The 16,196-nt window shown below is 64.2% G+C and carries 12 protein-coding genes; 6 read left to right on the top strand and 6 right to left on the bottom strand.

The window, feature by feature from the left end; translation table 11 throughout:
• The first annotated feature begins 82 nt into the window (after positions 1-82).
• From RMO89_RS10250 to RMO89_RS10240, 3 genes are all read left to right on the top strand, one after another.
• Positions 83-2,347 (top strand): glycosyltransferase family 4 protein, encoded by a 2,265-nt coding sequence (locus RMO89_RS10250; protein WP_310532927.1) that lies wholly within the window; start codon positions 83-85, stop codon positions 2,345-2,347.
• 31 nt (positions 2,348-2,378) lie between these two features.
• The gene (locus RMO89_RS10245; RefSeq protein WP_409035537.1) at positions 2,379-3,611 is read left to right on the top strand and encodes a glycoside hydrolase family 130 protein; all 1,233 of its coding nucleotides are present in this window, start codon (positions 2,379-2,381) and stop codon (positions 3,609-3,611) included.
• A gap of 112 nt (positions 3,612-3,723) precedes the next feature.
• Entirely contained in the window at positions 3,724-4,554 is an 831-nt protein-coding gene (locus RMO89_RS10240) for an enoyl-CoA hydratase/isomerase family protein (protein WP_310532925.1), read from the top strand.
• Between the two features lie 9 nt (positions 4,555-4,563).
• Here RMO89_RS10240 and RMO89_RS10235 read toward each other — a convergent pair whose 3' ends face one another.
• From RMO89_RS10235 to RMO89_RS10220, 4 genes are read right to left on the bottom strand one after another with little or no spacing between them, the layout of a single operon-like run.
• Positions 4,564-6,081: a malonyl-CoA synthase gene (locus RMO89_RS10235; protein ID WP_310532923.1), complete on the bottom strand. Its 1,518-nt coding sequence runs from the start codon at positions 6,079-6,081 to the stop codon at positions 4,564-4,566.
• 59 nt (positions 6,082-6,140) lie between these two features.
• Positions 6,141-7,556 (bottom strand): MFS transporter, encoded by a 1,416-nt coding sequence (locus tag RMO89_RS10230; protein WP_310532922.1) that lies wholly within the window; start codon positions 7,554-7,556, stop codon positions 6,141-6,143.
• A gap of 31 nt (positions 7,557-7,587) precedes the next feature.
• The gene (locus tag RMO89_RS10225) at positions 7,588-8,583 is read right to left on the bottom strand and encodes a sugar phosphate isomerase/epimerase (RefSeq protein ID WP_310532921.1); all 996 of its coding nucleotides are present in this window, start codon (positions 8,581-8,583) and stop codon (positions 7,588-7,590) included.
• A gap of 20 nt (positions 8,584-8,603) precedes the next feature.
• The gene (locus RMO89_RS10220; protein WP_310532920.1) at positions 8,604-8,984 is read right to left on the bottom strand and encodes a DUF6379 domain-containing protein; all 381 of its coding nucleotides are present in this window, start codon (positions 8,982-8,984) and stop codon (positions 8,604-8,606) included.
• Between the two features lie 132 nt (positions 8,985-9,116).
• Here RMO89_RS10220 and RMO89_RS10215 point away from each other — a divergent pair, with 132 nt between their 5' ends.
• From RMO89_RS10215 to xylA, 3 genes are read left to right on the top strand one after another with little or no spacing between them, the layout of a single operon-like run.
• The gene (locus RMO89_RS10215) at positions 9,117-10,736 is read left to right on the top strand and encodes a GMC family oxidoreductase N-terminal domain-containing protein (RefSeq protein WP_310532919.1); all 1,620 of its coding nucleotides are present in this window, start codon (positions 9,117-9,119) and stop codon (positions 10,734-10,736) included.
• Positions 10,737-10,743: 7 nt separating this feature from the next.
• Positions 10,744-12,183: a xylulokinase gene (gene xylB, locus RMO89_RS10210; RefSeq protein ID WP_310532918.1), complete on the top strand. Its 1,440-nt coding sequence runs from the start codon at positions 10,744-10,746 to the stop codon at positions 12,181-12,183.
• Positions 12,184-12,194: 11 nt separating this feature from the next.
• Positions 12,195-13,508, top strand: a complete 1,314-nt coding sequence (gene xylA / locus RMO89_RS10205) for a xylose isomerase (protein ID WP_310532916.1) — start codon at positions 12,195-12,197, stop codon at positions 13,506-13,508.
• A gap of 61 nt (positions 13,509-13,569) precedes the next feature.
• Here the strand turns inward: xylA and RMO89_RS10200 are convergent, their stop codons facing one another.
• Both RMO89_RS10200 and RMO89_RS10195 read right to left on the bottom strand, forming a co-directional pair.
• The gene (locus tag RMO89_RS10200; RefSeq protein ID WP_310532915.1) at positions 13,570-14,013 is read right to left on the bottom strand and encodes a 2Fe-2S iron-sulfur cluster-binding protein; all 444 of its coding nucleotides are present in this window, start codon (positions 14,011-14,013) and stop codon (positions 13,570-13,572) included.
• Positions 14,010-16,193 (bottom strand): molybdopterin cofactor-binding domain-containing protein, encoded by a 2,184-nt coding sequence (locus tag RMO89_RS10195; RefSeq protein WP_310532914.1) that lies wholly within the window; start codon positions 16,191-16,193, stop codon positions 14,010-14,012. Before RMO89_RS10195 ends, RMO89_RS10200 begins: the two co-directional genes overlap by 4 nt.
• Positions 16,194-16,196 lie beyond the last annotated feature (3 nt).

The raw sequence follows: 16,196 nt of genomic DNA, 5'->3' as shown, positions 1-16,196 counted from the left end.
TGGTCTGCGCCCGCCCGCAAGGATTGTCCCGTTTTTTGAATCTCCGGCTCGGATCACGCTCGATGGCACAGCCAGGGTTGCCGTGGTCGGGACATATACCCCGCGCAAGTGCGGCATCGCGACCTTCACTGCAGATCTCACCGAACAACTCGCCGTCTGGAACCCCGAAGTGTCGACCGAGGTCTTCGCACTCGATCATGCGGACAGCGCGCATTGCTACGAAAACGTTGCTGCGGTGATCGATTGCGACAGCCCGGCCTGCTACAGCCGGACCGCGCGCCAGATCAACGAAGGCAGCTATGACGCCATCTGGCTGCAGCACGAATTCGGCATTTTCGGCGGCCCCGATGGCGAGATGGTCTGCGATTTCGTTGACCGGGTCGCTGCGCCGCTTATCATCACCTTCCACACTGTCCTGGCCGAGCCATCACCCAATCAGGAGCGCATTGTGCGGCGCCTGCTGGCGCGGGCATCGCGCGTTATGGTCATGTCGCGCCACGGCCGCGACATGCTGGCGTCACGCTATGGCGCGGAGCATTCCCGGATCGAGGTTATCCCCCACGGCGCGCCAGACCGGCCATTTGGCCGCGAGGAGCAGTTCAAGCAGCTACTCGGACTGGAAGGCCGCAATGTCATCATGACCTTCGGCCTACTCGGCCCCGGCAAAGGGCTTGAGCAGATGATCGAGGCGCTGCCTGCGATCCTCGAGCGTCATCCCGGCACGGTGTACCGTATCGTCGGCGCCACCCATCCCAACCTCGTTGCCCGCGATGGCGAAGCCTACCGCGAGGGCCTCGCCGCGCTGGCGGAGCGGCTCGGCGTCAGCGCCAACGTGATGTGGGACAACCGCTTCCTCGACACCGAAGAACTGCTCGACCAGCTCGAAGCCTGCGACATCTACGTCACCCCCTATCTGGGCATGCAGCAGGCGACTTCGGGCACGCTGAGCTATGCCGTGGCTCTGGGTAAGGCCGTGGTCTCAACGCCTTATGTCCATGCCCGCGAATTGCTTGACGGCGGTGTGGGTATCCTTGTCGAACCCAATTCGGTCAGCTCGATTGCCCGCGCAGTGAACGCGCTGCTTGATGATCGCGAACACCTGAACGCCACCAAGCGCCGCGCCTATCGCGCCGGGCGTGAAACGATCTGGCCGCGCTTTGCTGCTGCCAGCGCCGAACTGGTCAGCCGCTCGGTCGCCAAGCCGGTCAGCGACCTGCCGATCACGGCAACCCCCGGCATGACCGGCGTTTTCGCGATGTGCGACGGCACCGGCATGATGCAGCATTCGATCGGCGTGATCCCCGATCGCCGCCACGGCTACTGCCTTGACGACAATGCCCGCGCGCTGATCCTGATGAACGTGTCCGAAAGCGTGTCCCCGGCGGAACGGCTGCAATGGTCATCGACCTTCGCCAGCTTCATCCAGTACGCTTGGAACCCGGGCCAGGGCGCATTCCGCAACTTCATGCGCTATGACCGCACCTGGTGCGAAGAAACCGGCTCGGAAGATTCCTATGGCCGCGCGCTATGGGCGCTGGGCCACACGGTTGCCAACGCCCCCGATGGCGACATGCGCGATTGGGCGCAGCACTGGTTCGACATTACTTCGGCTCCATTTGCGGTCATTGATTCGCCGCGCGCGCTATCTTTCGCAATGCTCGGTGCGTCTTGCGTGCTGTCGGCGCAGGGTTTCCACAAAGAGGCCTTTGCCACGCTTGAGCGGGGCGGCACCTTACTCGCCCATCTGCTCGCTTCCGCGCGACGTCCCGACTGGACCTGGTTCGAGGCCGTTCTTGCCTATGATAACCCGCGTATGCCGCAGGCTTTGATTGAGGCGGGCATGGTGCTCGGCCGCAGTGACTGGACGGCGATCGGCCTCGAAACGCTCGACTGGATCAACAGCCGCCAGACCGCCGATCAGGGCCACTTCCGCCCGGTCGGTTCGGAAGGTTTCGGTCAGCCCTATGAGCAGATGCCGTTTGACCAGCAGCCGCTCGAAGCACAGGCCGCGATCGAAGCAGCGGTCAGCGCCTTCAAGGCAAGCGGAGACCGCCGCTGGATCGACCGTGCGGTCACGGCCTATCGCTGGTACTTCGGCGCCAATGACCGCGGCGTCATGCTGGCCAACATCGCCACCGGCCGCTGCCGCGACGGCGTGACCCCGCGCGGGGCCAACGCCAATTGCGGGGCGGAATCGATCCTCGGCTTCCAGCTTGCACATGCTGCCGTGATGGGATTGCTTCGCAGCGCAAAGCCGCTCAATACGGACACGACTTTGGGTAGCTTGAACGGAATCACGGTTGCAGCGACTACGGGAAGACAGCGCCAGTCCTTTGCGAATACTTGAACAGCGACTTCATGCCGACCCGTCGCGGGTCGTGCTGCGGCCATTCCATCTCGGCTGGCAATCGACCTCCGCACCCGGAGGACGGGCGCTCAAGCTGGTCGAGGATGTTGCGGCCATGCCCGAGGATCGCGTCAGCCAGGAATATGCCCGGGTTGCGCACGATTTCCTCGAACGGCACTGGCAGACCGAACAGATGTTCGGACGGCGCTATACCGAGGTTGAGGCGAACCTCGGCCTTGACGGTTCGCGCTTTTCGCTGACGCGCAAGCGGCTGATCGGCGCTTATTTCTGCCACGAATATACCTATGCCGCTGCCGCCCTGATGAACCCCTCGATCGTCCCTCACCCTGATCAAAGCGGCATGATTGATGGCTATATCCGCTTCGTCATGAGCCTGCGCGCGGTCGGCGAGGGCCACATCAGTTCGATCGTTTTCCGCGAAGGCATCGCCGCGCCGGACGGCACGTTCGAACTCTGGCCGCAGAGCGCCTTCGCCACTTCGGTCGAGCTTGAGCAAGAGAGCATGAACGATGCCGATGCCGGCGTCACGGTGCTGCGCCACGCCGATTCGAGCCTTTCGAACACGGTCATCTTCCCGATCACAGAACAGCAGCGCGGCGGGCTGGAAGACCTGCGCATGGTGAAATTCGATCACGACGACGGCTCAAGCGAATGGATCGGCACGTACACCGCCTATTCCGGCAGCTCGATCCGTTCCGAATTGCTGCGCACGCGCGATTTCCGGGAATTCGACCTGGAACCGATCGAAGGCGCGGCGGGGCGCAACAAGGGCATGGCGCTGTTCCCGCGCAAGATCGACGGGCAATACGTGATGGTCGGCAGGCAGGACGGCAAGAACCTGTTCCTGCTGCGCTCCGACCGTCCGAACGTCTGGGACGACGAAGGCATCCTGCTGATGGAGCCCAAATACCCGTGGGAATTCATCCAGATCGGCAATTGCGGCTCACCTATCCTGACCGACGCAGGCTGGCTGATGTTCACTCACGGCGTCGGCGCGATGCGCAAATATGCGCTGGGCTGCGCATTGCTTGACCGGGATGATCCTTCCAAGGTGATCGCGCGGACGAGCGAACCTGTGCTGACGGCGGAGAATGCCGACCGCTCGGGCTATGTCCCCAACGTGGTCTACACCTGCGGCGCGCTGAAGGTGGGGGAACAGCTGCTGATCCCCTACGGCATTTCGGACAGCGCGGTCGGTTTTGCCTCGGTCGCGGTCAAGGATCTCATCGCCTCGATGGAGTGATCCGCGCCGGTCTGCCGCCAATCGCGCGGACGATCAGCACGGGACGCCACTGGACAAGCCGCTCCCCCTTGCCCTTTCACTTATGGCGAAGCGCGCTATCCATGCGTGGCACATGATCCTGGAGACCGGCCTGATGTCCGAAGAACCGCACCTGCTCGTCGAAACCGTGGACGACACGATTCTGGTCGCCACCTTCAACCGGCCGGACAAGCTCAACGCGATGAGCAACGAGCTGATGCGCCTGCTCGAAGAGGCGGTCGATCATTACCGTGAGACGCCCGAGCTCAAGGTCATGCTGATCAAGTCGCACGGCCGCTATTTCTCGTCAGGCGCGGACCTGCGCGAAGGCGGCGGGGCCAAGGGCTTCCCGACGCGCGGCTCGCAAATCCGCGAAACGCACCGCCGCCTGCCCAGCGGCATGCGCCGCGTGTGGGACGAAATGGAGGGCATGGAAAAGCCCTTCGTCGTCGCGCACCACGCGCGCTGCGTTGGCGGCAGTCTGGAAATGTCGCTGTCATGCGACTTCCGCCTTGCCGCCAAAAGCGCAAGCTATGCTTTCCCCGAGGCCAAATTTGGCGTCTTGCCGGCCACTAACGGCGTCAGCCGGCTGGTTCGCATCGTCGGCACCCACTGGGCGCGCTGGATGATCACCGCCAACATGCCGGTCGATGCTGACGAAGCGCGAATGATGGGCCTTGTCCACAAGGTCTACCCGGACGAGACGTTCGAGGAAGACGTGCTGGCTTTCTGCCGCCACCTGGCCAAGCAGGACAGCGAAATGGTCGGCGCATCGAAGGTCGCGATCGAACTGGCCAAGGACTTGCCCGCCCACCAGGCCGCATCGGTCGAGCGGCTGGTCAATTCATCGCTGATGCTGAGCCCGCATTACAAGGACCTGATGATGGCCCACGTTGCCAGCATCGGCAAAGGTAAGGGCGGCTGAAATAGCCCGTCAGGCCGGCTTGAAACTGTCGCCAAGCTGTTCGCGCAGCACGGTTTTCTGCACCTTGCCCATGCCGTTCTTGGGCAGTTCATCGACGAAGACCACGCGGCGCGGCATCTTGAAACGGGCGAGCCGGTCGGCCAGCGCAGCGGTGATCGCCGCGCCATCGGCGAAGCCCGGCTCCATCGGCACGACAACTGCGACTACGCCTTCGCCCATGTCCGGGTGCGGCACGCCGATGACCGCGCTCTCACGCACTTGCGGCAATTCGTCGATCGCGGTTTCGACCTCGGCCGGATAGATGTTGTAGCCGCCCGAAATGATCAGGTCCTTCGCGCGGCCCACGATCGAGACATAGCCGCGTTCATCGATGAGGCCGAGATCGCCCGAGATGAAATAGCCGTCGCGGAATTCCTCGGCGGTCTTTTCCGGCATCCGCCAATAGCCCTTGAACACGTTCGGGCCCTGAATCTCGATCACCCCGATCTCGCCCTGCGGCAGCACCCGGCCCGTCTCCGGGTCAGCGATGCGGATCGACACGCCCGGCAGCGGATGGCCGACGGTGCCGGCAATCCGGTCCCCGTCATAGGGGTTCGACGTGTTCATGTTGGTCTCGGTCATGCCATAGCGTTCGAGGATGGCGTGGCCGGTCCGCTCGGAAAATTCGCGGTGGATGTCGGCGGAAAGCGGCGCCGAGCCGGAGATGAACAGCCGCATGTGCGCCACCAGATTGCGGGTAAAGGCAGACTCCTTGAGCAAGCGGATATAGAACGTCGGCACGCCCATCATCGCCGTCGCGCGCGGCAGGGCGGCAAGCACTTGGGCAGCATCGAAGGCGGGCAGGAAGATCATCTGCGCGCCGCTCGCAAGGACGATGTTCGTCGCCACGAACAGCCCGTGCGTGTGGAAGATCGGCAGCGCGTGGAGCAACACGTCATCTGCGGTAAAGCGCCAGTATTCGCGCAGGGTGAAGCAGTTCGACGCCAGATTGCCGTGGCTCAGCATTGCGCCCTTTGAACGCCCGGTGGTGCCCGAGGTGTAGAGAATGGCGGCGAGGTCATCGTCCGCCATCGGCAAGGTCGCGAAGTCTTCCGCGCAGGCGCTCGCGCCTCCCACCAGCGTCCCGGCGCCGCCGGTCCCCATCGTCTCGACACGCGGCACGCCAGCAGCCTCGGCCAGTGGTGCGAGCGCGGCCAACGCGCCCTGATCGCAGACGAACAACGCCGGCGAGGCATCGCGCATGAAGTAATCGAGTTCGCCCGCCGTGTAGGCCGTGTTGAGCGGCAGAAACACCGCCCCTGCCCGCAGGCAGGCAAGGTAGAGCATCAGCATGTCGACGCTCTTGGATGTCTGCACCGCGACCCGGTCGCCCGGCTTCACGCCCAGTTCGCCCAGCCGGTGGGCCAGCCGCGCCGACCGCGCCTCGACGTCGGCGTAAGTCGTCACCGCGCCATCCAGCTCGCTCGCGAAGGGCTTGGAGCGATCCGCCGGAAATCCGGCGCGCAGGCTGTCGTAGAGATTGGGCATGGGGCGTTGGTCCTTTGCCCTTGCCATATTCACCAAGCAGGCATTGCGTCCAGCCGAAATCAGTGCGCCGGAGCCTTGGTAAAGATCGTCGCGGGAAGCTGGGCCGCAAGCAGCGCGCAGCCGAGCAACAGCGGCAACAGGGCATAAAGCGCTGTCGCCGAGCCGGGATGGCCGGTCAGCGTTGCGCCAGCAAAATAGGCGCTGCCGACGAGTGCGATGCCGAGCGCCGCGCCCGCCTGCTGGCCGGTCTTGAGCAAGCCGCTCGCCGCGCCCGCATGATCGCGGTCAACCTGCGCCACGGCGACAGGGTTGATGCAGCCCGAGAGCATCCCCATGCCCAGACCAGCCGTAACAAGCGCGGGAACCAGCACGGCAAAATCAAGACCCAGGACGCCGATCCCGAGTAGAATGACCGCACAGGACGCGGCCATGACTATGCCGCCTAGCACCAGCACCCAGCGCCCCCAGCGCGGAAGGAAGCGACGCCCCAGAACGGCAATGCCGACCATCGCGCCGAAGCCGAACGGCACATGCATCAAGCCAGTGGTCAAGGGTGTCTGCCCGCGCTCGGCCTGCAAGGCGAAGGCGAAGCACATCAGAAAGCCGGCATTGGCGGCGGCGAAGGCCACAGACAGCGCCATGCCGATGGCGAACGGGCGGTTGGTGAAAAGCGAGGGATCGAACAGCGCCGCCCTGCCATCTGCCACCCGGCGCGTCACGTGCCGCCAACCGAGCCAGCCGAGCGGACCGGCCGAGGCGAGCAGTGCCCATTCGGTCGCTCCCGGCGCACCGTGATCACCCCGTACCAGCGGCCAGAGCAGGGCGGCGATGCCCAGTCCGAACAGCACGATGCCGCGCAGGTCGACACCCGCCGGCCGGCCCGATCGCGCTTCGGGAAGGTAGATATAGCCCATGACCATGGCGATCAGGCCGACCGGCAGATTGATCAGGAAGATCAGCCGCCAGCCAAGGCCCAAGGTATTCGCCTCGATCAGAAGGCCACCGATGATCGGGCCGATAATCGCCGCCAGACCGCCGATCACACCGAACATGGCAAGCTTTGATATCCGCTCGACCGGCTGGAACATCACCTGCATCAGCGCCATGAACTGCGGCGCCATCAGCGCTCCGGTGGCGCCTTGCAGCAAGCGGGCGAGCACCAGCTCGGTTCCGCTCCCCGCCGCGCCGCACAGCGCCGATGACAGGGTGAAGCCGGCCACTCCCCACAGGAACATCCGCCGATAGCCATAGGTATCGCCCAACCTTCCCCCCGCCATCAGCAGCAGGGCGAAGGCCAGTGCATAGCCCGCGATGATCCACTGCGACGCCTGTGCATCGCCGCCGAAATCGGCCTGGATCGCCGGCAGCGCGGTGTTGATGATCGTCAGGTCGACAATCTCCAGCACCAGCGCGACGACGAGCGCCAGCAGCGCGAGTGTCTTCTGCCGCGCAGTCATGGAATTGGCGTCGATCATCGCGCTGGTCCGGTGTCAGTCGGCTTGCCCGTCAAGCTGCGAACAGACCCTTGCACATCGCCTGATGTCGACTGACCTGTTCAAAGGCATCACGCGTGTCATAGGCATGGCCTTCCCACTCGCTGACCAGCGTGCCGGTAAAGCCGCCATCGCGGAACAGCGGCAGGATTGTCTGATAATCGATCGCTTCCTCGACGAGGTCCTCGCTCACGCCATAGAACTTGCCGTGAATGTGAATCGTGCGGTCGACCATCGCAGCCCAGCTCTTGGGATCGTGGTTGGCAAGGATGAAGAACGCGAGGCAGGCGGCCTGGATGTGCAGCGGCGCATGGCCGTTGGCGAGGCCCCATTCGCGCAGCTTGCCGGCCTTTTCGTGGCTCATGCCCGGTTCGACCCAGATCTCCTTGAGCATGTCGAGCAGGCTCTCAGCAGCACCGGTCTTGCGCGCGGCATCCAGCATCGATTCAGGGATGCGGCTGGCCGTGCCGCCGAAGTCCGGAATCCAGCCGAGCACCGGGGTGTTCAGCTTGTCATACATATCGCCATAAGCCTGCACCGCCGGGTGGCCGGCCCACATCGGCGCGTGGACTTCAACGCCCATGCGGATGTCGAGCTCTTCGGCATAGGGCGCGATCTGGGGCAGCAGTTCGACCGGAAGGGCGAACTGATAGCGGACGAGGCTGAAGCCCATCTTCTTGGCCGAACGCAGCTGGCGCTTGTGGTATTCCACAAGGCTGGCATCGTCGATCGGCTGCTGGCCGGGCCTCAGGAAACGGTCCGAATTGATCGCGCAGGACACGGGATTGAGGCCGATTTCGGCGACCATATCCTTGAAGCGGGCAGCGAAATCGTCGGACACATCCGGGAACTCCTTGAAGTTCTGGAAGCCAATGATCTCGATATTGGGGCCCATCCCGCGCTTCGCGACTTCGCGCAGCAGGCCTTCAAGATCGAACTGGCGGGTCAGCCATTCGTTGGTGAAGGAATAGAGCGTTACGCCCACCTGGGGGCCGGTTGCATTAGTCATTTTCGGGTCCTCCCGGATGTTCAGTTGACGCGCAGCGTGGTGGTCTGCGGGTTGGCGCGCTTCATGCCGGGGATGTACGGCGGGTTGACGTTGACCGTCAGCGAAACACTATGCTCGCTGCCGGGCTCGGCGGTGCGACCGGGAAGCAGCAGGAAGGCGCTGTCACGCACGAACCAGAAGGCGTTGGTCTGTTCGCCAAGCTCTGCCAGTGGCCAGCGCGCGCCGTCGTATTCCACAATGGCGCTGGACAGGTCGACCGCTTCGCCGTCGATGGCGCATTCTGGAATTTCGACGGTCGAGAACGGCAGCGAGCGATACCACGGCAGGCGCATGGCCAGCTTCAGCCCTTCGGATGTGGCGCTGAGCCCCTCTTCGCCAATGACTCGTTCGACCGGCAGCATCGCATTCCTCTCCCTTGCGTCTAAATTAGAATATCATTTCTAATTGATGCTTGACAGGCGGTCAAGCCCCGTGCTGTAGAAAATAGAACAGTGGGTCTTATTCTGACTCTGGGTAGGGATGCCGATAGCTCCATGGATACGTTCGACTACATCATAGTCGGAGCCGGCTCGGCCGGCTGCGTGCTCGCCAATCGCCTCAGCGCCGATCCGCGCAACCGCGTGGCCTTGATCGAGGACGGGGGCGACAACCAGCACCCCTTCATCTCGATGGCCGGCGGCTTCGTGAAGATTATGGGCAACCCCGCCTATTTCCGTGCTTTCCCCGTCAAGCAGCAGCCCGGCCGGCGTAAGGAAATGCATGTCTATGGCCGCGGCCTTGGCGGTTCCTCTGCGATCAATGGCACATGGTATCTCCCCGGAATGCCGGCAGACTATGACGGCTGGGCCGACCACGGCCTGACCGGCTGGGGCTGGGACGAGATTGCCCGCTGCTTCGCCCGGTTCGAGGATTACCGCGATCCCGGTGCGCATCCCGGGCGCGGACGCGGCGGCGAACTTCAGATCACGCCCTCCACCTATGCCTCGCCGGTGTTCGACGCGCTCGCCGCTGCCTTCGCGCATCAGGGCATGCCCTGGGTGAGCGACATCACCACCCCCGGCATCACCGGCGCAGGCCGCTCGCAATATACCGTTGACCGGCGCGGTAAGCGGGCCTCGGCCTATGAAGCCTTCGTCAAGCCGATCAAGTCGCGCGCCAACCTCGCGATCTTCACCCAGACCCGCGTCAAGCGCGTGACCATCGCCGATGGCCGCGCCACCGGAGTGGTCTGCGAGCGCGATGGGCAGGAACTGACACTGGCCGCCAGCGGCGAAGTGATCATGTCAGCCGGCGTCTATTCCTCGCCCCAATTGCTGCAATTGTCGGGCATCGGCGGCGGCGCGGCGCTGCAGGCACTGGGTATCGACGTGCTGGCCGATTTGCCAGCCGTTGGCCGCAATCTTGCCGATCACCAGAAGTTCGGCCTGTCATTCGATCTGCCCGGCCATCCCGGCACCAACCGCGAATTCATCGGCTGGCGGCTCTATCGCAATGCCATGCGCTATTTCCTCACCGGCACGGGCCCGCTGGCGCGCGTCGGCATGCCGATCACCGGCCTGATTTCGAGCGAGGGCAACCCCGAATGGCCCGACCTGCAGGTCGCCGCCGCGCCCTTTGCCATGCGTACGGTGAACGAAATGGCCGCCCAGCCGGGCAGTCCGATAACGGCAAAGCCAGGGCTCACCTTTTCCGGCTATCACCTGCGCCCGCGCAGCCGCGGCAGCGTTACTCTCACCTCTGCCGACTATCGCGACGCGCCGCTTATTGACATCGCGATCTGGTCTGACCACTACGATCAGCAGAAGGCGCTGGACCTGTTCCTGCTGTTCCGCAAAATCGCCGCCGACCCTGCCCTTGCGGGCTTCATCGGTGCCGAGCGGATGCCCGGCGCCGAGGTTGAGGATGAAGCGGCAATTCTGAGCGATCTTGCCAAGATGGTCGAAGCGGGCCTGCACGGCACCGGCACCTGCGCGATGGGCAATGACCTGCGCACCTCGGTGACCGATGAGCGCACCCGCGTGCACGGCATCGGCGGTCTGCGCGTGGTCGACTGTTCGATCATGCCGACGCCGGTTTCGGGCAATACCAACGGCCCTGCGATGGCCGTGGCAGAACGCGCCGCCGAACTCATCCTCGAGGATCACAAGGCCTGAACGCGCCATGTTCCTGGGGATTGATCTCGGCACCTCGGGGGTAAAGGCGGTCATCGTCGACGAGCGCGGCGGCGTAGTGGCGCAGGCGACTGCCGCCCTCAGCGTCTCTCGCCCGCGGCCGCTGTGGTCCGAACAAGACCCCGCCGACTGGTGGAGCGCCACCGAAGCGGCTGTTCTCGGCCTGCCCGAAGACAGCCGCGCCAAGGTTCAAGGCGTGGGCCTCGCTGGCCAGATGCACGGCGCGACCTTGCTCGGCGCGGACGACAAGGTGCTGCGCCCCGCCATCCTGTGGAACGACGGGCGCTCCTTCGCAGAATGCGCGGAGATCGAGGCGGCCGAGCCCCGGACTCGCGCGATTACCGGCAATATCGCCATGCCCGGCTTCACTGCGCCCAAACTCGCATGGGTCCGCAAGCATGAGCCCGAGACCTTCGCGGCGGTCCGCACGGTGCTGCTGCCCAAGGACTACCTGCGGCTGTGCATGACCGGCGAAAAGGCCGGCGACATGTCCGACAGCGCCGGAACGCTGTGGCTCGATGGCGCGGCGCGCGACTGGTCGGAGGCCATGCTCGCTGTGACCGGCCTGACGCGCGATCACATGCCGCGCCTGATGGAAGGCACCGAAGTCAGCGGCACGCTGCGCGCCGATGTCGCCGCGCGCTGGGGCATGGCGCAGGTTCCGGTTGCTGCCGGAGCTGGAGACAATGCCGGCGGTGCTGCCGGCGTAGGCGTGGTGCGCGATGGCGACGCCCTGCTTTCGCTCGGCACTTCGGGCGTGATCTTCGTCGCCACTGCGGAATTCCGCCCCAACCCGGCCAGCGCTGTCCATGCGTTTTGCCACTGCCTGCCCGGTTTGTGGCACCAGATGAGCGTCCACTTGTCCGCCGCCAGCTGCATTGACTGGGCCGCGCGGCTGACCGGCATGGATGTGCCGGCCTTCTTCGCTGCCGCCGAGGCCGCTGGCCCCTGCTCCGGCCCCGAACTGTTCCTTCCCTACTTGTCGGGCGAGCGCACGCCGCACAACGATCCGCACTTGCGCGGCGCGTTCCTCGGGCTCGACAACGAAAGCGATCCGGGACGCATTGCCGCCGCCGTGCTCGAAGGCGTGGCATTCGCCCATGCCGACGGGCTTGCCGTGTTGCGCGAGGCGGGAACTCAGGTCGATAATCTGAGCGTCATCGGCGGCGGTGCCCGCTCGCGCTATTGGGGAACGATCCTGTCGGCTTCGCTGGGCGCGCGGCTGACTTACCTCGATGGCGGCGAAGTCGGCCCGGCTTTGGGCGCAGCCAAACTCGCCCAGATCGCCGTGACCGGAGCCAGCGCGGAAGAGGTTTGCACCCGGCCGCCCGTCGCCCATATCATCGAGCCTGACCCGGACCTTGCCGAACGGCTCGCCCCCAAGCTCGCAAAATTCCGCGCCGCCTATCCCGCGATCGCGTCCATCTGAGAGGAAGCACCATGTCCGCCGACTATTTCGCCCCGTTCGACACCGTCCGCTACGAAGGACCGGACAGCACGAGCGACCTTGCCTACCGCTGGTACGACAAGGACCGCGTGGTCATGGGCAAGCGCATGGAAGACCACCTGCGCTTTGCCGTGTGCATGTGGCACACCTTCTGCTGGCCGGGCAGCGACGTGTTCGGCGCGGGCACTTTCTCGCGCCCGTGGCACGCCGGCCCGAACGATGCGACCCGCGCCGCGCAAAAGCGCGAGGCGGCGCTGGCCTTCGTCGAGAAGCTCGACCTGCCGTTCTACTGCTTCCACGACGTCGATGTCATGGCCGATGCCGATGGCGTCACCGATTTCCGCAAGAGCTTTGCCGAAGCCGTCGACCACCTTGAGGAACTGCAGGGCAAGCATGGCCGCAAGCTGTTGTGGGGCACCGCCAACCTGTTCAGCCACCCGCGCTATATGGCCGGTGCGGCGACCAATCCCGATCCGGAGATCTATTCCTGGGCAGCGTTGCAGGTGCGTGACGCGCTTGAGGCCACGCACCGCCTTGGCGGCGCGAACTACGTGCTGTGGGGCGGCCGTGAGGGCTACGATTCGATCCTCAACACCAAGATCGGCGTGGAGCAGGAAAACTTCGGCCGGTTCCTGTCCCTCGTCGTCGATCACAAGCACCGGATCGGCTACACCGGCACGATCCTGATCGAGCCCAAGCCGCATGAGCCGACCAAGCACCAGTACGATTTCGACACGCAGACGGTTTACGCCTTCCTCAAGCGCTTCGGGCTGGAGAACGAGGTCAAGGTCAATATCGAGGCGAACCACGCCACGCTTTCCGGCCACACCTTCGAACACGAAATCGCCATGGCCCGCGCGCTTGGCATTCTGGGTTCAATCGACGCCAATCGCGGCGATCCGCAGAATGGCTGGGATACCGACCAGTTCCCCAACTCGGTCGAGGAAATCACCCTCGCCCAGCTTGAAGTCCTGCGCGCTGGCGGGCTCGTCAATGGCGGCTGGAATTTCGACGCCAAGGTGCGCCGCCAGTCAATCGACGCGGCTGACCTGTTCCACGGCCACATCGGCGGTGTTGACGTGATCGCCAAGGGCCTGCTGCGGGCTGCTGCCGTGATCGAGGACGGCCAGCTCGAAACCTTCCGCGCCGAGCGTTACGCCGGCTGGAAGGGCGAACTTGGCCAGATGGTCCATGCCGAAGGCACGACGCTCGCCGCAATCGCCGACCGCGCCGTATCGAGCAACGCCGCGCCGAAGCAAAAGTCTGGCCGGCAGGAATGGTGTGAGAACCTGATCAACCGGTTCTGAGGCGTCAACCAGTTCTGAGGCTTCAACCAATTCTGAGGTAAGGCGCTGCTCCGGAGGCCCCCTATCCAGCAGCCATCGCTATCGCGGCGATAATGCGCGGATAGGTGCCGCAGCGGCAGATGTTGGTGATTGCTGCGCGGATTTCGGCAACGGAGGGATGCGGATTCGCTTTGAGCAGCGCCGTGGCCGCCATCACCATGCCTGACTGGCAATAGCCACATTGCGGAACCTGTTCGGCGATCCAAGCGGACTGAACCGCGTTGATCCCGCTGCCCCCGATGGCCTCAATTGTCGTGACCTTGCGCGCGCCGAGCTCGCTGAGCGGCACTTGGCACGAACGGGTTGCCTCGCCATCAAGATGCACCGTGCAGGCGCCGCAGAGCCCTGCTCCGCAGCCGAATTTCGTTCCCGCCAGGCCAAGGTCTTCCCGCAGCACCCACAGCAGTGGCGTGTCGGCATCAGCACTGACGCTATGGGTTTGACCGTTCACGGTAAGCTCGGTCATGCCCGTGCCTCCTTTATCTCGAGTGTAGAGGCAATCGGCAGGCGGCGGACACGAGGGGCCCCGGCATCAACAATGGCGTTGGCAAGTGCTGGAGCAATGCCCGGAACGCTGGATTCACCAACACTTCCGGGCCGTTCAGAGCCTTGCAAGAGCGCCACATCAATTCGCGGCACATCCGCTAGAATGGGCATTCTGTAATCCGAAAAGTTCGCGCTGGTCACGGCCCCGTCGGCGAAGTGCGTCTCTCCCCACAAGGCCGCCTGCAGCCCGAAAACGATACCCCCGGATATCTGCGCTTCGACACTGGCCGGATCGATCGCAAGGCCGCAATCGAAGGCACAGGCAATGCGTTCAATCGTCAGCGCCTTGCCCTTGACTGACACCTCGACCGCTTGGGCACACCAGGCGTTGTCTGCATAGGACAGCGCAACTCCGCGTCCCTTGCCCCTTGCCCGCTTGGCCTCCCAGCCGATCATTACTCCGACCTTGTCGAGCACGGCAAGCGCACGCGGGTGCTTGGCCAGCATAGCCTTGCGGTAAGCCAGCGAATCGCGCTTCGCTGCCCGAGCCGCTTCATCGATCATCGATTCCGCAAAAAAGGCGTTCTGCGACAGCGTCACACTGCGCCAGAAACCCACTGGGATCGAGAGGTCTGCGGGGTGATAGTGGATCAACTTGTTTGGAAAATCATAAGCGCCATAAATCAGCATGGCCGCAGCGGTCGGATCGCCAATTCTAGGAGGCCCTTTGCGCTTGTGGAAGCGGTTGACCGACTCGCCGGCGATGCGAGAATCCATGGCAAGAATCGAACCATCGGCCGCCAATCCGGTGGTAGTGCGGGCAACAAATGCCGGGCGGAATTCGTCCTGTGCGAAGTCCTGCTCTCGGGTCCAGATCGTCTTGACCATTTGGCCCGGCACGGCGAGAGCAGCCTGTACCGCAACCTCAACGAAGTCGGTCGACCATTTGCGTCCAAAGCCGCCGCCGATGAAGGTTATTTCGACCCGTACCTTATCAACGGCAAGTCCGGCCCGCGTCGCCGCCAGATCACGTGAGGCTTCTGGCGCTTGCAACGGCCCGCGCACCAGCAGCTCGCCATCCTTCAGCCGCGCCGAACAGCACAACGGCTCCAACGCGGCGTGGGCAAGATATGGCACCGAGTATTCCGCTTCCAGTTTGAGCGGCGCAGCTGCGAGCGCCTTGGCGACGGCATCGGGATCGCCTGGCGTGAACTTCTGCGGCGACACGGTGATGTCGACATCGGGAAAAGGTTCGGCCGGAACGCTGTCGAACGCCTTGGTGATGGCCGCTGCGATCTTGGCATCGTCGAGACCGGCAATCGGCGAAGAGCTCGCCGTCACGATGACTTTTTCGGCAGCCTTGCGCGCTCGCCAGAAGCTGTCGGCGATCACAGCATAACCGCCGTTCACCTTCGTGACCGCTTTGACCCCAGGCATAGCCTTGGCCTCGGCAATTCCGGTCGCTGAGAATTCCGCCAGCCGGTGCGGAGCAAGCGCCAGTGCGGCGATCAACATGCCGTTCTCATGCACATCGATGCCGTATTCGGCCCGGCCAGTCACCTTGGCCTCAAGGTCCTTTCGCGGCATCTTCTTGCCGATCAGGGCATAGGCGCTGGCTGATTTGAACGCCACGTCGGCGCGCAGCGGCAGCGCCGCCGCGGCTTCCGCAAGCTCGCCATATCCCAAAACCCGGTTTGTCGCCGTGTGACGCACCCGACTGTTGGCAGCGACAAGCTCGCTTGCCGGAACGCCAAGCTTGCTGGCCGCCGCTTCAACTAGCGAAGCACGCGCTGACGCGCCAAGCTGTCGAAGCGACAGGAAGTATCCAGTCACGGTCATCGAATTCGCGGTCAGCTGCCGCTTGGCGGCAGGATTAATGAAAGCCGGGTCAGCCCATGGCTGGCGGATCGTCACCTTGCTCCAATCGCAGTCGAGTTCTTCGGCAATCAAGCGCGCCAGAGCCTCTTGCGTCCCTTGTCCCATTTCTGAGGACGGGCAGACAATCGTGATCGCTCCGTCACTGCCAATGCCGAGGATTGCCCCGAACTGGCTGCCTTTCGCCTGCGCGCGCGCCGGACCGATGCCGAGCACCAGTGCGCCTGCCCCCAGCCCCAACATCTGCAACAGTCCACGCCGATCGACCCTGGCAATTTCGTCCATCAC

Origin of the sequence: Novosphingobium sp. (genome assembly GCF_031424035.1) — a bacterium.
In the GTDB taxonomy this organism is placed as follows: domain Bacteria; phylum Pseudomonadota; class Alphaproteobacteria; order Sphingomonadales; family Sphingomonadaceae; genus Novosphingobium.
This window is presented reverse-complemented; position numbering and strand designations above follow the sequence as displayed.

What these genes read in the sequence shown, in the direction of transcription:
- RMO89_RS10225 (WP_310532921.1), bottom strand. Translation starts at nt 8,583, where the DNA reads ATGACTAATGCAACCGGCCCCCAGGTGGGCGTAACGCTCTATTCCTTC.
- RMO89_RS10215 (WP_310532919.1), top strand. Translation starts at nt 9,117, where the DNA reads ATGGATACGTTCGACTACATCATAGTCGGAGCCGGCTCGGCCGGCTGC.
- xylA (WP_310532916.1), top strand. Translation starts at nt 12,195, where the DNA reads ATGTCCGCCGACTATTTCGCCCCGTTCGACACCGTCCGCTACGAAGGA.
- RMO89_RS10240 (WP_310532925.1), top strand. Translation starts at nt 3,724, where the DNA reads ATGATCCTGGAGACCGGCCTGATGTCCGAAGAACCGCACCTGCTCGTC.
- RMO89_RS10220 (WP_310532920.1), bottom strand. Translation starts at nt 8,984, where the DNA reads ATGCTGCCGGTCGAACGAGTCATTGGCGAAGAGGGGCTCAGCGCCACA.
- xylB (WP_310532918.1), top strand. Translation starts at nt 10,744, where the DNA reads ATGTTCCTGGGGATTGATCTCGGCACCTCGGGGGTAAAGGCGGTCATC.
- RMO89_RS10195 (WP_310532914.1), bottom strand. Translation starts at nt 16,193, where the DNA reads ATGGACGAAATTGCCAGGGTCGATCGGCGTGGACTGTTGCAGATGTTG.
- RMO89_RS10200 (WP_310532915.1), bottom strand. Translation starts at nt 14,013, where the DNA reads ATGACCGAGCTTACCGTGAACGGTCAAACCCATAGCGTCAGTGCTGAT.
- RMO89_RS10230 (WP_310532922.1), bottom strand. Translation starts at nt 7,556, where the DNA reads ATGATCGACGCCAATTCCATGACTGCGCGGCAGAAGACACTCGCGCTG.
- RMO89_RS10235 (WP_310532923.1), bottom strand. Translation starts at nt 6,081, where the DNA reads ATGCCCAATCTCTACGACAGCCTGCGCGCCGGATTTCCGGCGGATCGC.